Origin of the sequence: Streptacidiphilus sp. MAP12-33, assembly GCF_041261265.1 — a bacterium.
In the GTDB taxonomy this organism is placed as follows: domain Bacteria; phylum Actinomycetota; class Actinomycetes; order Streptomycetales; family Streptomycetaceae; genus Streptacidiphilus.
This window is the reverse complement of record NZ_JBGCCA010000072.1, coordinates 1-14,987: the sequence shown is the minus strand read 5'-3', so window position 1 is coordinate 14,987 and position 14,987 is coordinate 1. Positions and strand designations below refer to the sequence as shown.

Annotated in this window: 17 protein-coding genes and 1 pseudogene; 7 read left to right on the top strand and 11 right to left on the bottom strand. The window is 71.8% G+C overall.

The annotated features are described in order from the left end of the window. Window positions 1-139: 139 nt before the first annotated feature. Both ABH931_RS39325 and ABH931_RS39320 read right to left on the bottom strand, forming a co-directional pair. The gene (locus tag ABH931_RS39325) at window positions 140-628 is read right to left on the bottom strand and encodes a hypothetical protein (RefSeq protein WP_370124743.1); all 489 of its coding nucleotides are present in this window, start codon (window positions 626-628) and stop codon (window positions 140-142) included. Between the two features lie 36 nt (window positions 629-664). Next, a complete protein-coding gene (locus tag ABH931_RS39320; RefSeq protein WP_370124741.1) occupies window positions 665-1,459 on the bottom strand; it encodes an alpha/beta fold hydrolase in 795 nt (264 codons plus the stop codon). 71 nt (window positions 1,460-1,530) lie between these two features. Here ABH931_RS39320 and ABH931_RS39315 point away from each other — a divergent pair, with 71 nt between their 5' ends. Together ABH931_RS39315 and ABH931_RS39310 are read left to right on the top strand one after the other, a co-directional pair. Continuing rightward, on the top strand, window positions 1,531-2,493 hold the full coding sequence (locus ABH931_RS39315) for an ABC transporter ATP-binding protein (protein ID WP_370124739.1): 963 nt from the start codon (window positions 1,531-1,533) through the stop codon (window positions 2,491-2,493). Beyond that, on the top strand, window positions 2,490-3,254 hold the full coding sequence (locus ABH931_RS39310) for an ABC transporter permease subunit (RefSeq protein WP_370124747.1): 765 nt from the start codon (window positions 2,490-2,492) through the stop codon (window positions 3,252-3,254). The genes ABH931_RS39315 and ABH931_RS39310 overlap by 4 nt, the downstream gene beginning before the upstream one ends. 14 nt (window positions 3,255-3,268) lie before the next feature. Here ABH931_RS39310 and ABH931_RS39305 read toward each other — a convergent pair whose 3' ends face one another. Then, window positions 3,269-3,583: an ATP/GTP-binding protein gene (locus tag ABH931_RS39305; protein WP_370124737.1), complete on the bottom strand. Its 315-nt coding sequence runs from the start codon at window positions 3,581-3,583 to the stop codon at window positions 3,269-3,271. Window positions 3,584-3,825: 242 nt separating this feature from the next. On the opposite strand from ABH931_RS39305, the gene ABH931_RS39300 reads away from it, so the two are divergent. Continuing rightward, window positions 3,826-5,094, top strand: a complete 1,269-nt coding sequence (locus ABH931_RS39300) for an LLM class flavin-dependent oxidoreductase (RefSeq protein WP_370124735.1) — start codon at window positions 3,826-3,828, stop codon at window positions 5,092-5,094. Window positions 5,095-5,139: 45 nt separating this feature from the next. Here the strand turns inward: ABH931_RS39300 and ABH931_RS39295 are convergent, their stop codons facing one another. Continuing rightward, a complete protein-coding gene (locus ABH931_RS39295) occupies window positions 5,140-5,532 on the bottom strand; it encodes an SCO5389 family protein (RefSeq protein WP_370124733.1) in 393 nt (130 codons plus the stop codon). Between the two features lie 360 nt (window positions 5,533-5,892). Here ABH931_RS39295 and nucS point away from each other — a divergent pair, with 360 nt between their 5' ends. Continuing rightward, on the top strand, window positions 5,893-6,552 hold the full coding sequence (nucS, locus tag ABH931_RS39290) for an endonuclease NucS (protein WP_370124731.1): 660 nt from the start codon (window positions 5,893-5,895) through the stop codon (window positions 6,550-6,552). Between the two features lie 24 nt (window positions 6,553-6,576). On the opposite strand, the gene ABH931_RS39285 is transcribed toward nucS, so the two are convergent. The 3 genes from ABH931_RS39285 to ABH931_RS39275 all read right to left on the bottom strand — a co-directional run bounded on the left by ABH931_RS39285 (window position 6,577) and on the right by ABH931_RS39275 (window position 10,392). Beyond that, entirely contained in the window at window positions 6,577-8,844 is a 2,268-nt protein-coding gene (locus ABH931_RS39285; RefSeq protein WP_370124729.1) for an ATP-binding protein, read from the bottom strand. A gap of 128 nt (window positions 8,845-8,972) precedes the next feature. Further along, window positions 8,973-9,305: an STAS domain-containing protein gene (locus ABH931_RS39280; RefSeq protein WP_370124727.1), complete on the bottom strand. Its 333-nt coding sequence runs from the start codon at window positions 9,303-9,305 to the stop codon at window positions 8,973-8,975. Between the two features lie 229 nt (window positions 9,306-9,534). Next, a complete protein-coding gene (locus ABH931_RS39275; protein WP_370124725.1) occupies window positions 9,535-10,392 on the bottom strand; it encodes a 3-hydroxyacyl-CoA dehydrogenase family protein in 858 nt (285 codons plus the stop codon). A gap of 129 nt (window positions 10,393-10,521) precedes the next feature. On the opposite strand from ABH931_RS39275, the gene ABH931_RS39270 reads away from it, so the two are divergent. Beyond that, a complete protein-coding gene (locus ABH931_RS39270; RefSeq protein WP_370124723.1) occupies window positions 10,522-10,824 on the top strand; it encodes a putative signal transducing protein in 303 nt (100 codons plus the stop codon). Between the two features lie 39 nt (window positions 10,825-10,863). Here the strand turns inward: ABH931_RS39270 and murA are convergent, their stop codons facing one another. Beyond that, window positions 10,864-12,144 carry a UDP-N-acetylglucosamine 1-carboxyvinyltransferase gene (gene murA / locus ABH931_RS39265; protein WP_370124721.1) on the bottom strand — a complete coding sequence of 427 codons (1,281 nt, stop codon included), beginning with the start codon at window positions 12,142-12,144 and terminating at the stop codon, window positions 10,864-10,866. 135 nt (window positions 12,145-12,279) lie between these two features. On the opposite strand from murA, the gene ABH931_RS39260 reads away from it, so the two are divergent. Continuing rightward, window positions 12,280-12,834: a Uma2 family endonuclease gene (locus ABH931_RS39260; protein WP_370124719.1), complete on the top strand. Its 555-nt coding sequence runs from the start codon at window positions 12,280-12,282 to the stop codon at window positions 12,832-12,834. Between the two features lie 5 nt (window positions 12,835-12,839). Here the strand turns inward: ABH931_RS39260 and ABH931_RS39255 are convergent, their stop codons facing one another. Continuing rightward, complete coding sequence (locus ABH931_RS39255; RefSeq protein ID WP_370124717.1) at window positions 12,840-13,664, bottom strand: alpha/beta fold hydrolase; 825 nt, start codon at window positions 13,662-13,664, stop codon at window positions 12,840-12,842. Between the two features lie 120 nt (window positions 13,665-13,784). Here ABH931_RS39255 and ABH931_RS39250 point away from each other — a divergent pair, with 120 nt between their 5' ends. Further along, window positions 13,785-14,201 (top strand): MarR family winged helix-turn-helix transcriptional regulator, encoded by a 417-nt coding sequence (locus tag ABH931_RS39250; RefSeq protein WP_370124745.1) that lies wholly within the window; start codon window positions 13,785-13,787, stop codon window positions 14,199-14,201. Window positions 14,202-14,223: 22 nt separating this feature from the next. Here ABH931_RS39250 and ABH931_RS39245 read toward each other — a convergent pair whose 3' ends face one another. Beyond that, complete coding sequence (locus ABH931_RS39245) at window positions 14,224-14,544, bottom strand: hypothetical protein (RefSeq protein ID WP_370124716.1); 321 nt, start codon at window positions 14,542-14,544, stop codon at window positions 14,224-14,226. Window positions 14,545-14,621: 77 nt separating this feature from the next. After that, a pseudogene (locus tag ABH931_RS39240) lies at window positions 14,622-14,897 on the bottom strand (transposase); the annotation flags it as partial. Between the last annotated feature and the right edge of the window lie 90 nt (window positions 14,898-14,987).

Here is a 14,987-nt window from a genome sequence, read left to right as displayed (position 1 = left end):
CCCTTTTTCCCGCTTTTATCTGCGTCGCCCCGCCCGCCCCCCCCCCCCCCCCCCCCCCCCCCCCCCCCCCCGGGGGGGGGGGGGGCGGGGGGGGGGGGCCCCCCCCCCCCCCCCCCCCCCGCGCCCCTGACGTTTGCGGCTAAAGGCGTGTGAACGACATGCGCCAGTTGTGGACCCAGGTCTCGCCGGCGTCGAAGGAGAAGGACTGCTCCCAGCGGGCGGTGTCCGCGTCGAGGACGGTCCAGTCGAAGCGGACGGAGACGGGCTTGCCGTTCAGCACGTCCTCGCCGCGGAACTCGCCGCGCTTGCCGGTGAAGCGGCCCGAGACGCCCGGGTCCAGGTGGCCCGGTGCCGACGTCGACGCCCACCAGATGCGCCACAGGCCCGCCTCGACGTCGAACAGCCGTACCGACATGCCCTCGAACGAGCCGCCGTTCGGCATCGACTCGACCGTCAGATTGTCGATGTTGCCGAGCCCGCCCAGGGTCTGACGCATCCACTGGACGCCCTCGAACTCGACCCACTCGTCGCACGCCGGATCGGTCATGTCCGCCAGCTTGCGGTGCTGCACCCGCCAGGTGCCCACCAGGAAGTCGAAGTCGTGCCGTCCGTCAGGAATCGAAGTCATGACCCCACCATGCACCGACTCCCCTGACATCTTCTGTCAGTCGATACGGGCGAGCAACCCGCGGACCGCCGTGTTGAACGCCTCCGGCACCTCCAGCGCGGAGAGGTGGCCCGCGCCCGGCAGGATCGTGAGTTCCGCCTGCGGCAGCGCCGCGGCCAGCGCCTCCGCGTCGGACGGCGGAGTGAGCGTGTCCTCGTCGCCGACGACGACCAGGGCGGGGACGTCGACCGCGCGCAGGGACGCGAGCGAGTCCGGCCGAGCCGCCATCGCGCGCTGCGCCCAGGCCACCGACTCCGGCGCGGCCTCGCCGATCAGCCCGGCCACGTGGTCGACCAGCTTCGGGCAGCGTCGGGCCGTCGTCGCGCCCAGCAGCGGCGCGGGCAGTTGTTCGTCGACCAGGAGCCGGACGCTGTTCCGCGCCAGGACCGCCTTCGCGACCCGTTCCCGGTTCTCCCGGGCCGCGTCCGTGTCCGCCGTGCCCTTGGTGTCGGCGAGCAGCAGGCCGGAGAGGCGCTGCGGGTACCGCCGCGCGAACGCCATCGCGACGTAGCCGCCCATGGAGAGACCGCCGAGGACCGCCTGGTCGATCCCGGCCGCGTCCAGCAGCAGCGCGATGTCGTCGGCCAGCAGGTCCAGGGACGGGTCGTCCGTGCCGAGTGCCGTGCCGCCGAAGCCGCGGAGGTCCACGGCGAGGACGCGGGCATCGGAGCCGTCCGAACCGGGGAGCTCGTCCAGCTGGGACTCCCACATGCGGGCCGAGAGCGGGAACGCGTGGAGCAGGACCAGAGGCGTGCCGGAGCCCGCCTCGCGCACGGAGAGTCGTTCGGTCATGGGGACAAGCCTATGCACCGAACGGTGCTTCGGAACCGCGAACCGGGCCATCCTGACCTAGGGTGACACACATGATCGAGGTCCAGGATCTGACCAAGCGGTACGGCGACAAGCTCGCCGTCGACCATCTCAGCTTCACCGTCCCGCAGGGAGTGGTGACGGGCTTTCTGGGCCCGAACGGCGCCGGCAAGTCGACGACCATGCGCATGATGCTCGACCTCGACCGGCCCACGTCCGGCCAGGTGCGGATCGACGGCAAGAAGTACGGGCAGCTGCGCCAGCCGCTGAAGTACATCGGCGCGCTGCTGGAGGCCAAGGCGGTGCACCCGGGGCGGACCGCCCACAACCACCTGCTCTGGCTCGCGGCCAGCAACAGGATCCCGGCCCGGCGGGTGGACGAGGTGCTCGCCCTGGTCGGACTGGGCGCGGTCGCGAAGAAGCGGTCGGGCGGGTTCTCCCTCGGCATGGGCCAGCGGCTCGGCATCGCCGCCGCCCTGCTGGGCGACCCGGAGATCCTGATGTTCGACGAACCCGTCAACGGGCTGGACCCGGAGGGCATCCTCTGGGTCCGCACGCTGATGAAGAGCCTCGCCGCCGAGGGCCGCACGGTCTTCGTCTCCTCGCACCTGATGAGCGAGATGGCGCTGACGGCCGAGCACCTGATCGTCATCGGCCGGGGGCGCCTGCTGGCCGACATGGCGATGAACCGCTTCATCGACGAGAACTCCCGCTCCTTCGTCCGGCTGCGCACGCCGCAGCCGGAGCAACTGCTCGACGCGCTCTCCGGCGCGGGGATGACGGCCGGGCGGGACGGCGACGGCGCCTTCGAGGTCGAGGACGGCGACATGACGCGGATCGGCGACCTCGCCGCCGCGCACGGAGTCACCCTGCACGAGCTGAGCCCGCAGCGCGCCTCGCTGGAGGAGGCGTTCATGCGGATGACCGCGGAGTCCGTCGAGTACCAGACCGACTCCGCGACGCCACCGGAGACCACCCCGCAGCAGTGGGGCGCGGACTGGAAGAAGGAGGGCTGACCATGGTGCCGGTGCTGCGTTCCGAGTGGATCAAGGTCCGCACGGTCCTGTCCACCTACATCTCCCTGGTGGTCGCCTTCGTGGTGACCGTCGGCCTCAGCGCGGTGATCTGCGCCGTCACCAACGCCAACTGGAACTCCATGCCGGCCTCCGAGAAGGCCACCTTCGACGCCACCTCGACCAGCTTCTCGGGCATCTACCTGGGCCAGCTCGCGGTGATCGTCTTCGCCGTGCTGGTGATCGGCAACGAGTACAGCAGCGGCATGATCCGGGCGAGCCTCGCGGCGGTACCCGGGCGGGCGACCCTGCTGGCCGCCAAGTCCCTGGTCGTGCTGGGGCTGGTGCTGCCGGTCGCGATCGCGACGAGCTTCGTCTCGTTCTTCCTGGGGCAGACGCTGCTCGGCAGCCACAAGGCGCACATCGGCGACCCCGGCGTGCTGCGCGCGGTCTTCGGCATGGCCCTCTACATGACGCTGATCGCGCTGCTCTCGCTCGGCGTCGGTTTCCTGCTGCGCAAGCCGGTGCTCTCGCTCGGGCTGCTGATGCCGTTCTTCTTCCTGATCTCGCCGATCCTGCGGGCAGTGCCCAAGGTGAAGACGGTGGCGCACTACTTCCCCGACCAGGCCGGCAGCCAGCTGGCCTCGGTGCACCAGGCGTCCGGCATCCCGTACGGGCCGTGGGCCGGGTTCTTCATCTGCCTGCTGTGGGTCGTGGCCGCGCTGGGCTTCGGCTATCTGCTCTTCCAGCGCCGGGACGCCTGACGCCTCCCCGCCCGTCAGTACCGAGGAGCGCCGCGTCCCCGCAGCACGTCGGGGCCGCGGCGTTCGCGGTTGCTCCAGCAGGCGCGGTGCCAGTGGCGCCGGTCGTCGACCCCACCCCACTCCGGCCAGGCCACGATGTGGCCGACGCCGGGCGGGATCTCCTGGTCGCAGCCGGGGCAGCGGTAGGACTTGCCGCTGTCGCCCGCGACGGCCCGGACCTTCCACTCCTCGCCGCCGTGGTTCTCGGTCCGCTCCAACCAGGTGCCACCGGTAACCGGACGGGCGTTCTGGCTGTCGTCCGCACGGGGGCGACTTCGGCGAGGAGACATGATTCCCCCTAGCTGGGCGGCATGCTGGTCACTCCAGGGTAGTGGAGCGCGCCCCGCGCACCCCCCGAGCACGCCGGGGGTGGCTTTTACCACAGCACCTCGGTTCTGACGAGAGTGCGACGGCAAAACCACCCGTTATTGCTTCGATGCCCGGGTTCCGCTGTGCCCGTGGCACATGACGTGAGTTACTCCTGTGGTAGCCGCGGGGTCGAAGTTCTCCGCGAGGCCAAGGAGTTGATTCCATGTCCGCCGTGCACGCCAGCGCAGTGCCCACCCTCGCGCCGTACAAGCTGCCGCGGCAGCGCAGCGCGCGGCGGGTTCCGGGCGGGCTCAGCACCGGAGTGTTCCTGCTCTCCGCACAGTTCCCCGGACAGGGCCACGCCGAGGCGCTGGAGCGGACGGTGACGGCCACCGTGGCGGCCGAGCAGGCGGGCCTGGACAGCGTCTGGCTCGCCGAGCACCACTTCGTCCCCTACGGCGTCTGCCCGGACGCGGCGACGCTGGCCGGGCTGCTGCTGGGCCGCACCCGGCGGGTGCGGATCGGCACCGCGGTCAGCGTTCTGCCGACGCACCATCCGGTGCGCCTCGGCGAGCAGGCCGCGCTGCTGCACCTGACCTCGGGCGGCCGGTTCACCCTCGGCGTCGGGCGGGGCGGGCCGTGGGTGGATCTGGCCGTCTTCGGCGGCGGCGCGGAGGCGTACGAGCAGGGCTTCCCCGAGTCGCTGGAGCTGCTGCTGCGCTGGCTGCGCTCGTCGCGCGTCGGCGCCTCCGGGCCCCGCTACAACTTCCCCGAGGTGGCCGTGGTGCCGCGCGCCACGGAGCAGCCGTTCCAGGCGCAGCGCAGCGGCCGCCGTCCGGGCGAGACACCGCGGACGGCCCGTCAGGCCGGTCCGTCCCAGCACGCCTTCGCGGAGACCACCCCGCCGCTCACCTCGCTTGCGCCGGCGGCCCCGGCCGGCGGCGGCGCACGGACGGCCGGGGGGCCGCCCGTGGTGATCGCCTGCACCTCCCTCGGCTCGGTGCGGCTGGCCGCTCAGCAGGGCGTGCCGATGCTGCTCGGCATGCACTCCGGCGACGAGGACAAGGCCGAGATGGTGGCCGCGTACCGCGCCGCCGCGCTCGAGGCCGGCCGGACCCCTGACCAGGTCGACCGGATCGAGGCCGAGCACGTCGCCGCCGGCGTCGCCCAGGTCGCCGACCGCACGGCCGAGGCCCGCTCGCGGCTGCTGCGCTCCATGCCGGACTTCTTCCGTTACGGCCTGGGCGCGCACCGCACCGTGGACGGGCGCGAGCGCCGGATGCGCGATCCGGAGCAGTACACCGAGCTGCTGTGCGACCTGCACGCCGTGGGCACGCCGAGGCTCTGCGCCGACCGGCTGCTCGCGACGCACGAGCGCACCGGCATTCGACGCTTCGCCCTGCTGGTGGAGGGCTCCGGCGACCGGGCCGAGACGGTGGCCAACATCGCCCGCCTGGGCGCGGAGGTCCTCCCCCAGCTTCCGCAGGACTGAACTCTGATCTCCGAACGTTGATCTCCGGGCTTCGAGCGGTGCCGCTCAGCAGTCGCGAAGTTCCTCGGACTGGTTGAGCAGCTGGGCCCGCACCGAGGTGAACACGGCATAGCGGGCGTCGGACTCGGGCCCCGGCGAGAAGACCGCGACCCGATGGCAGTTCTGGAACGCGAGCCGCACCCCGAAGTGCCGCTCCAGGGAACCCCTGATCGCGTCGCTGGCCAGGGCGCGCAGCAGCTGGCCGCGCTCCTTCTCGGACGGCGGGGGCACCTGGTTGTCGGCGAACTCACCGCCGTCGACCTGGCGCTGGAGCACCAGCGAGCTGATCAGGTCCCAGGCGTAGGGCAGGGAGGTGCGGACGCAGTCGACGAATTCCCGCTCGTCGACCTCGCCTCGTTCGGCCTTCTCGAGCAGGGCCGGTGAGACGTCGAGCGACATGGGTTCTCCTCTCGCAGGGCCCCCGGAGCGGCTCCCCCGGGGGGTGGTGCAGAGCGGACGGTGGCACCACTACCAGCGTCCCAGGGAACGGCCGGACAGGGAGCGGAATGTGGCAATCTCCCTACCCTGAGTGGCCGTGACACACCGTAAGCCTCCGTACGCAGCGGCACCAGTACGCAGCGAATGGATCAAGCCAGTCTCAAGATGATCCGACAGTAACCGCTCCGCTGCGCTGCGTGGTCGACTCCTGGTGTGAGGGAGAACGCCGCCGGACCCGGCGGCGGTTTCGTTCAGCGGCGGGAAACACGCTCGACGGGTGGAATCGCTTCGAATGGCCTTCGTGGGCTAGCGTGGTCGGCCGTGCGTCTCGTCATTGCCCGCTGCTCCGTCGACTACGCAGGCCGGCTCACCGCCCACCTGCCGTCCGCCCCGCGACTCATCCTGGTGAAGTCGGACGGGAGTGTCGCCGTGCACTCCGACGACCGCGCCTACAAACCACTGAACTGGATGTCGCCGCCGTGCTCCCTCAAGGAGGAGGACGGGCGCTGGACGGTGGAGAACAAGGCCGGCGAGAAGTTGATCATCACGCTGGAAGAAGTGATGCTCGACTCCACGCACGAGCTCGGCATCGACCCCGGCCTGATCAAGGACGGCGTCGAGGCGCATCTGCAGGAGCTCCTCGCCGACCGCATGGAGGTCCTGGGCGAGGGCTGGACGCTGATCCGCCGCGAGTACATGACCGCGATCGGCCCGGTGGACATCCTCTGCCGCGACGGCAAGGGCACGACGGTCGCGGTGGAGATCAAGCGTCGCGGCGAGATCGACGGCGTCGAGCAGTTGACGCGCTATCTGGAACTGCTGAACCGCGACCCCCTGCTGGCGCCGGTGAAGGGCGTCTTCGCGGCCCAGCAGATCAAGCCCCAGGCGCGGGTCCTGGCCGCGGACCGCGGCATCGACTGCGTCGTACTCGACTACGACGGCCTGCGCGGCATCGAGGACGACAAGCTCAAGCTGTTCTGAGCCCGCCCACCCCGCGCCGCGGCCTCAGCTCGGGGCTGCCGCGGGGGTCGTGGTGGTGGTGTCGGTCGGCGACGCGGTGGGCGACGCACTCGGCGGCGGCGTGGTCGGCGGCGGCGGTGTGGTGCTGCCCGTGGGGGGCTTGCCCGTCGGGGTGGTCGGCTTGCCCGAGGGAGTCGTCTGCGGGGGCGTCGTGGTGGTGCCCGGGGTCGGCTGCTGCTGGACCGGCTGGCCGGTCGACCCGCTCGCCGGCACGACCGAACCGCTCGTGGACGCCGATGCCGACGCCGAACCCGAGGCCGACGCCGACGGCGCGTCGGACGGGGTGTCCGTCGCGGACGGGAGGCCCGGGTCCGTGGCGGTCGGGGAGGACGCCGGGACGACCGGGGTGCCGGTGTGCGGGTGGCTGCCGCCCATCGAGGTGACCGCGACCGCGACGCCCGCGCCGAGGATGCCCATGAGGACGACGCCCCCGGCCGCCAACGCCAGCTGCCTGCGGCTCGCGGGCTGCTTGCTGAGGTCCAGAGCATGGCGGCCCGTCATCCGCACGGGAGCGCCCGGCACCGCGCCGGACGCCGCGGACGAGCGGCGCGCGGCGAACAGCGCGAAGCGCCGGAGGCCGTCCTCACGGCGGCTGCCGCCCCCGCCGACCGCCGTGGCGCCGGAGAGGGTGACGGCCTGGTCCAGGAGTTCGAGCACGTGCCGGCCGGTCGCCGTGCCACGGGAGTCGGCGAGTGCGCCCCGCAGCGCCACCGACGCCTCGAGCTCCGCGCGCGAGCGGCTGTACGCGCCGGCGCAGAAGGTGAGCACGCCCAGCTCGTGGTGGAACCACGCCTCCTGCGCGACCGCCTCGGTCGCCCGCGCGGACTCCAGCCCGTAGCGCAGCGCGCGCTCCCACGCGCCCCAACGCAGGGCGAGCGCGAACGACGGCGCGCAGGCGCGCGCGAGCAGGACCACCTGCTCGTGGCGGCCCGCCTCCTGGTCCGTGCGCAGGACGGCCAGCAGGACCTCGGCCTCGGCCGCGATCTGGGCCTCCGTCACCGCGGCATGCCCGGTCCACCAGGTGAAGTGCTGGGCGGCGTCGGGGAGGCCGACCGCGGGCCACTCCTCGGCCAGCAGCAGGGCGACGCCCTCGACGAGCCGGTGGGTGGCCCCGGGCGTGGGCTCGGCAAGGCCCGCCTCGACCAGCTCCTCGACCGCGGCCTCGCCGTGGCCGACGTCGATCAGGGCCGGCAGGTGCGGCGGGGTCGGGATCTCCCCGCCCAGCGCCGAGGCGAGCCGCAGCAGCCGCCGCGCGGGCTCGCCGAGGCCGCGGCCGATGCGGACCGCGGGCGCGGCACTCTCGGCGACCGAGGGCAGCGGGACCGGGTCCTCGTCCGGCTCGACCAGTCCGCCCGCGAGGGCGTCGATGGCCAGCTCACGGTGGCGCAGCAGCGCGGCGGCCTGCACGAAGCGCAGCGGCAGTCCCTCGGACTCGAACCAGAGGTCCACCGCCCAGGCGCGCTCGCTCTCGTCGAGGGAGCGTCCGGCCAGCTTGGCCAGCAGGGCGAGGCTTCCGGCGCGGGTGAGCCCGGCCAGCCGGGACTCCTCGATGGGCGCGCCGACCTCCGGGGTCGGCGTGTCAGGGGTGGCGGCGATCAGGAACGCACAGTCGGGGGCGGCGCCGAGCAGGTCGTCGAGGGCCTCGCCGCCGAAGTCGACGTCGTCGACGAGGACGATGGCGCGGACGCCCGCCAGCAGGCCGGGCAGTTCGCGCCGGGAGGGCCGGTGTCCGGGGGTCCCGCCAAGGGCCTCGTAGAGGGCCTGGAGCAGGTCTCCGAGCGGCCGACGGTGAGCGGAGAGGCGGACGACGCCCCCGGGCGTCAGCGTGGCGCAGGAGGTCGCGACGGCCTCCAGTACGGCGGTCCGGCCGGAGCCGTGCGGACCGGTGAGCCGCACGCTGCGCCCCTGGCCGAGCAGCGCGCGCAGCCGCGCGCACTGCTCCTCGCGCTCCAGCAGCCCGGCCAGGGCGTACCGGGCGGGGCCGGTCGCGACGGCGGGCGGGACGGGCGCGGCGGGACGGCGCCCTGCGGGCAGTGACCGCGGCGTGGAGCCCTCGGGGGCGTTGACGGTCAGCAGCAGGTCGCCGACGACGAGGTCGCCGGTGCGGGTGCTGCCGTCCGCCCGGCGGTCGCCGGACTGGGCGCTCGACTGTTCAGGCACGGTGGTGGCCACCGTGCCGCTCGCGTTGTTCCTGAGCACCAGCTCGCCACCACTGGGGGTGCGAGCGGACTGGTGGCCTGTTGCTTCGCCCATGAGTCTCTTCCGGCCCCGTCTTTGGCCCCGATCGCCCGCGCCGCCGCAGGGCGCGTTGCGGGGGTCATTCTGGGGTACGGAAGTGACCACTGGGGAGTGGTCGAGACCAGACCGTTATGGGCGGGGCATCACGGGATGGAGACGGGCAGCGGATCGGCCGCGGGGTAGTAGCTCTCGATGGCCAGGATCCGGTGCAGCTTGGTGGCCACCAGCAGCCGCTGCAGTTGCAGCGGCACGCCGCGCAGCACCAGCCGCCGGCCGACGCGGCCCGCGCGCCGGTGGGTGCCCATGATGACGCCGAGCCCGGTGGCGTCCCAGGCCGAGAGCCCGCTGAGGTCCAGCACGAGATCACCGACGCCGTCGTCGACGGCGCGGTGCAGCGCGGTGCGCGCGTCCGCCGCGGAGCGGACGTCGAGTTCGCCCTCCACGACGAGGTGACGGTGGTCACCGCGAATGAACATGCGGGCTCCCCTCGCTCGCGTTACTTCTCTCATCTGACGCAACGACAGGCGAGTACGTTGCTGGCCACGGCGAGATCTGAAAGGAATTCACCCGTGTAGGTGATGGAGGAATCGTTTTGCCGCAAGCCAAGCGTGCGGATGTTCGTCTGATTATCGGGGACGGCGGATGCCACGTGGGCCCCGAGGTGAGCCAACTCACCTGGGGCCCACGTCACATTAGGAGCGGGTGCTACTTCTCGCCGTAGCCGTAGAAACCCTGACCGCTCTTCCGGCCGAGGTCCCCGGCGGTCACCATGCGGGCCATGATCTCCGGCGCGGCGAACTTGGTGTCCTGCGTCTCGGAGTAGATGTTGTGGGCGGCGTGCAGCAGGATGTCGACGCCGGTCAGGTCCGCGGTGGCCAGCGGGCCCATCGCGTGGCCGAAGCCGAGACGGCAGGCCGTGTCGATGTCCTCGGCGGTGGCGACGCCGGACTCGTAGAGCTTGACGGCCTCGACGACCAGCGCGGTGATCAGGCGGGTGGTCACGAAGCCCGCGACGTCGCGGTTGACGACGACACAGGTCTTGCCGACGCTCTCGGCGTAGGTGCGGGCGGTGGCCAGGGCGGCGTCACTGGTCTTGTAGCCGCGGACCAGCTCGACGAGCTGCATCATCGGCACCGGCGAGAAGAAGTGCACCCCGACGACGTCCTCCGGACGCTCCGTCACGGCCGCGATGCGGGTGATCGGGATCGCGGAGGTGTTGGTCGCCAGCACGGCGCCCGGCTTGGCGATCTTGTCGAGCTCGCGGAAGACGCCTTCCTTGATCTCCAACTGCTCGAAGACGGCCTCGACGATGATGTCCGCGGTGCCGGCGGCGCCGAGGTCCGTGGTGGTGGTGATGCGCGCCAGGGCGGCGTCCATGTCGTCCTGGGTCATCTTGCCCTTGGAGACGAACTTGGCGTAGCTGGCGCGGATGCCGTCCAGTCCACGGGTCAGCGCGGCGTCGGTCACGTCCCGCAGCACCACGTCGTGGCCGGCTGCGGCCGAGACCTGGGCGATTCCGGAACCCATGAGCCCGGCTCCGACGACGGCGATGCTGCTGGTCACGGTGGTGTCCTCCGTGTCGTGTCGTATGGGTGGGGCCACGGCCGCCGCGCACACGAGGATCACCCGCGCACGGCGTCGTGCCTGGCAGGAATCTACACACTTCGGGGCCCCACGAAGCAGAATGGGAGCGTGATCGCGCTCACCCTGCGGGTGCTGGCACCGTTTCTCGTGGTGGGAATCCTCGTCCTGCTGCTGCGCTGGACGTGGGGCAAGGGCCATTCCCTGGCGCAGCGGACACCCCGCTCCGGCGCGCCCGGGGACTACGGCCTGCTGGTCGCCGTGGCGGCCCCGGCGGACGACGCCGAGGCGTCCTCGATCGGCGCCCGACTGGACGAAGCGGGCATCCGCTACACCCTCGCGGACACCCGCGCCGGTCGGCGCGTCCTGGTCTTCGAGGACGACGCGGAACGGGCGAGATCCCTGCTGCGATGAGCCCCTCAGGGGCGCGCGCCCCCGGGGTCCCCGTGGGTCCTAGTGGGTCTCCGTCTCGCGCGAGATGTCCGCGCCGAGCGCGCGGAGCTGCTGTTCGAAGCCCGCATAGCCGCGGTCGATGTGGTGGATCTCCGAGACCAGCGTCGTGCCCTCGGCCACGAGCCCCGCCAGGACCAGGCCGGCGCCCGCGCGGACGTCGGAGGAGACCACCGGGGCGCCCGACAGCCTGGGGACACCCCTGAGCACCGCGTGGTGCCCGTCCGTGCGGACGTCCGCACCCAGGCGGGCCAGCTCCTGGAGGAAGACGAACCGCGCCTCGAAGATGTTCTCGGTGATCATCGCCGTGCCCTCCGCCACCGCGTTCAGCGCGGCGAACTGCGGCTGGAGGTCCGTCGCGAAGCCGGGATACGGCAGCGTCACCACGTCCACCGCGCGCGGGCGGTGCTCCATGACCACCCGGAACCCCTCAGGGTCCGCGCTCACCTGCGCGCCCGAGGTGACCAGCTTGTCGAGGGCGACCCGCAGGTGCTCGGCGCGCGCGTGGTCCACGCGCACGTCGCCCATGGTCATCGCGGCCGCGACCGCGAACGTTCCGGCGACGATGCGGTCCGGGACGGTGTCGTAGGCGACCGGCCAGAGGCGGTCCACGCCCTGGATCTCGATCGTGGAGGAACCGGCGCCGGAGATCTTCGCGCCCATCGCGACCAGCATCTCGCACAGGTCGACGATCTCCGGCTCACGGGCCGCGTTGTCGATGACGGTCTCACCCTTGGCCAGGACCGCGGCCATCAGGATGTTCTCGGTGGCACCGACGCTGGGGAACTCCAGCTCCACGGACGCGCCGACGAGGCCGCCGGAGAGCGCCTCCGCCACCAGGAAGCCGTGCTCGGTGGCGATCCGGGCGCCGAGCCGCGTCAGGCCGTCGATGTGCATGTCGAGCCCGCGCGAGCCGATCGCGTCGCCGCCGGGGCGGGCGACCCGGACCCGGCCGCAGCGGGCCAGCAGTGGGCCGAGGACGGAGATCGAGGCGCGGAACTTCCGTACCAGGTCGTAGTCGGCCTCATGGCCGATCTCACCCGGAACGGTGACGACGGCTGCTCCGCTCGCCTCGTCCTCCCACTCCAGCCGGACCTCGCAGCCCATCCGGCGCAGCAGCTCCGCCATGATCTCGACGTCCAGGATCCGCGGCAGGTTGCCGATCCTGAACTCGCCCTCTGCCAGCAGCGTTGCCGCCATCAGCTTGAGCGCGCTGTTCTTCGCGCCGGGCACCCGCACCCGCCCTGCGAGCCGCGCGCCGCCGACCACCCGGAACCGTTCCATGGTCAGGCATGGTACGTGGCCGCGAGCAGCGGCTGGGCCGGGCGAGTGACCCGGCGTGGCCGCGAGTCGTTGAACACGGCGACCGACGGTGGTGTGCTGGGGGCAGGGCTCGACCCATCGGCGAGAGGACATCTCATGGGCGCGGACGGCACGCTCCACACGCTGTACCAGACCTATGACTTCCCCGAGGAGGTACGCGTGGAGTTCATCGACGGCGAGATCGTCATGCAGGCCGATCCCCTGGCCCTGCACGACTACGTCGGCCGGTACTTCGTGCGTGCGGTTCCCGATCCGTTCATGGCCTGGAACGAGCGGGGCATCGACGTGTCTCCCGAGGACAAACCGAAGGCGGACGCGCTGATCATCCGCCCGGAGGACTGGTCCGACGAGATGCGGGACTTCCCCGCCTCCATCGTCCTCGCCGTGGTCGAGGTGGTCTCCTCCGGACGTGCCGCGATCCGGCGCGACTACCAGGACAAGCACTTCAAGTACGAGCAGGCGGGGATCCCGGTCTATGTGATCGTCGATCCCAACGTCGGGAAGTGGCAGTTGTTCTCGATCGGCGCGGAGGGCCGTTACACCTTGGCCGACAGCGGGGTCTTCGGAGATGCGATCGCCTTTCCCGATCCGCTCGGGTTCACGATCGCCACCGACAGCTTCCGCCGTTATCCCGACTCCTCACCCACCTGATCGGCTCAGGCGCCGTCGAGATCCCGGACGAAGTCGGCCAGGTGGCGGGTGAACTCGGCGGGGGCCTCCATGGTCGTGTAGTGGCCGACACCCTCCAGCAGCACGGTGCGAGCGCCGGGGACGGCGGCGACGAAGGCGTCGACGGTGGCGAGGTGGCCGGGCACGTCCGCCGCGCCGTTCACGGCGAGAACGGGGAGGGTGAGGGCCTTCACCCGGTCGGCGACGTCATGGACGGGCACCACGTGGTTCGGCTCGTCCGGGGTGTGCTTGCGCATCGTGTGCAGGCCCATCGCCCGCACCTGCCGGACGATCTCCGGGTCGACGTCGTCGAGCGAGCGGTCCGGACCGGCGATCCAGCCCGTCCAGCTGTCGGCCCAGCCCTCCAGATCGCCGGCGGCGAGCGCGGCGTACTGCGCCTGGTGGAACTTCGCGGCCCACGGGTCGGTCCAGTCCTCGTCCCCGATGCCCCGGCCGCTGACGACGAGCGCGCGCACCAGCCCGGGGTGCTCCAGCGCGGTGTCGATGGCGATCATGGCACCCATGGAGACGCCGACCAGCACGGCCTGACGCACGCCCAGATGGCGCAACAGGTCGGCGAGGTCGTCGGACTGACGGAACGGCCGCGTCGCGTTGGCGGACTGCCCGTGGCCGCGGGTGTCGGGAGCGATGACCCGGTACCCGAGGGCGACCAGGCCGGGGGTGAGGTTGCCGAACTGGCGTCCGTCGGTGAAGCCGGTGTGGAGGAGCACGAGCACGGCACCGTCGCGCGGTCCGGCGTCGCGGTAGGCGAGAGGACCGTCCTGGGATTCGAAGAACGCGATCTCAGTCATGACAACCAAGGTGTCATGACTGCAAAAGAATGGCAACTCGGTTGTCATTCTGTGTGAGACAGTGGACCCGTGACCGAGTCGCCCGTGCCCCTCTCCCCCGACGAACTGCCGGGACGCCTGATGGAAGTCTTCGCGCTCGTCGGCCCGCTCTACCGGCGCGTCCAGCGCCGGATCGAGCTCGACGCCGCCCAGGGCGTCTCCGTGGGCGTCCGAGCCGTGCTGGACCTGCTGCGCGAGCACGGGCCGATGACCGTGCCGCAGATGGGCCGGGCTCAGTCGCTGAGCCGGCAGTTCGTGCAGCGGATGGTCAACGACGGCGCGGCGGCCGGGCTGGTGGAGGCGGTCCCCAACCCGGCGCACGCCCGTTCCTCGCTGATCCGCCTCACCGACGCGGGGCAGGCGGCGATCACGGCGATCGTGGCCCGCGAGCACGCCGTGCTGCGTCAGGCGGCGGGCGACCTCACCGACGCCGACCTCGCGACCACCACCCGCGTCCTCACCCGGATGCTGGGCCTCTTCGAGGACGTGGAGGAGTAGCCGGGACCGGCTAGGCCGTGTTTTAGAACGTGCTGGTGTGCCGGTCGGGGTGGTTCCGGCCAGCCATCCAGATGGTGAGGTCCTTCGCGATCTGGTTGATGCTCGTGACGGTCGTGACCTCGTGTTGGCCGCGTGTGGTGTCCCGGCGGACGACCTCGTAGCCGCCTTCGTCGAGGGCCGCGACGGAGGCGAACCAGGCGGGGTCATCCTCGTCGGGTTGGATGACGACGAAGGTGTTGTCGGCGTCGTCCAGGTCGCTGATCAGCATGAACAACGCATCCTCGGACGGGCCGTCGATGTGGTCGCCGTTCTCACTGTCCGCGCAGTAGTAGCGGGCCGCCATCGAACGCCTGCCTCTCCCTGGCCGCGCGGTCACGGGCATGACCGCGCGGCCAGCATGGCATGCCCCGCGTTCCCGGCTCACAGCCAGATGTTGATCGCGGCGATGTGGACCGTGGCCTCGAAGCGGACGGCGAGCTTGTCGAAGCGCGTGGCCACCGCCCGGTGCTGCTTGAGCCGGCTGATCCCGCACTCGACCGCGTGCCTGGCCTTGTAGTCCTCCCGGTCGAAGAGTGGGGACCGACCGCCGCTGCGGCCGCGACGCCTGCGGTTCCTGGCCTGATCGGCGGGCTCGGCAATGGTGGCGCGGATACCCCGACGACGCAGGTAGACGCGGTTCGCGCGGGACGAATACGCCTAATGGGACGCGAAGGGCGGCGAGCAAGTACTGCGCCCCGGCGTTCACTTCGAGTGGGTCCGGGGGCCGATCTTCAGGGCGCGAGCCGA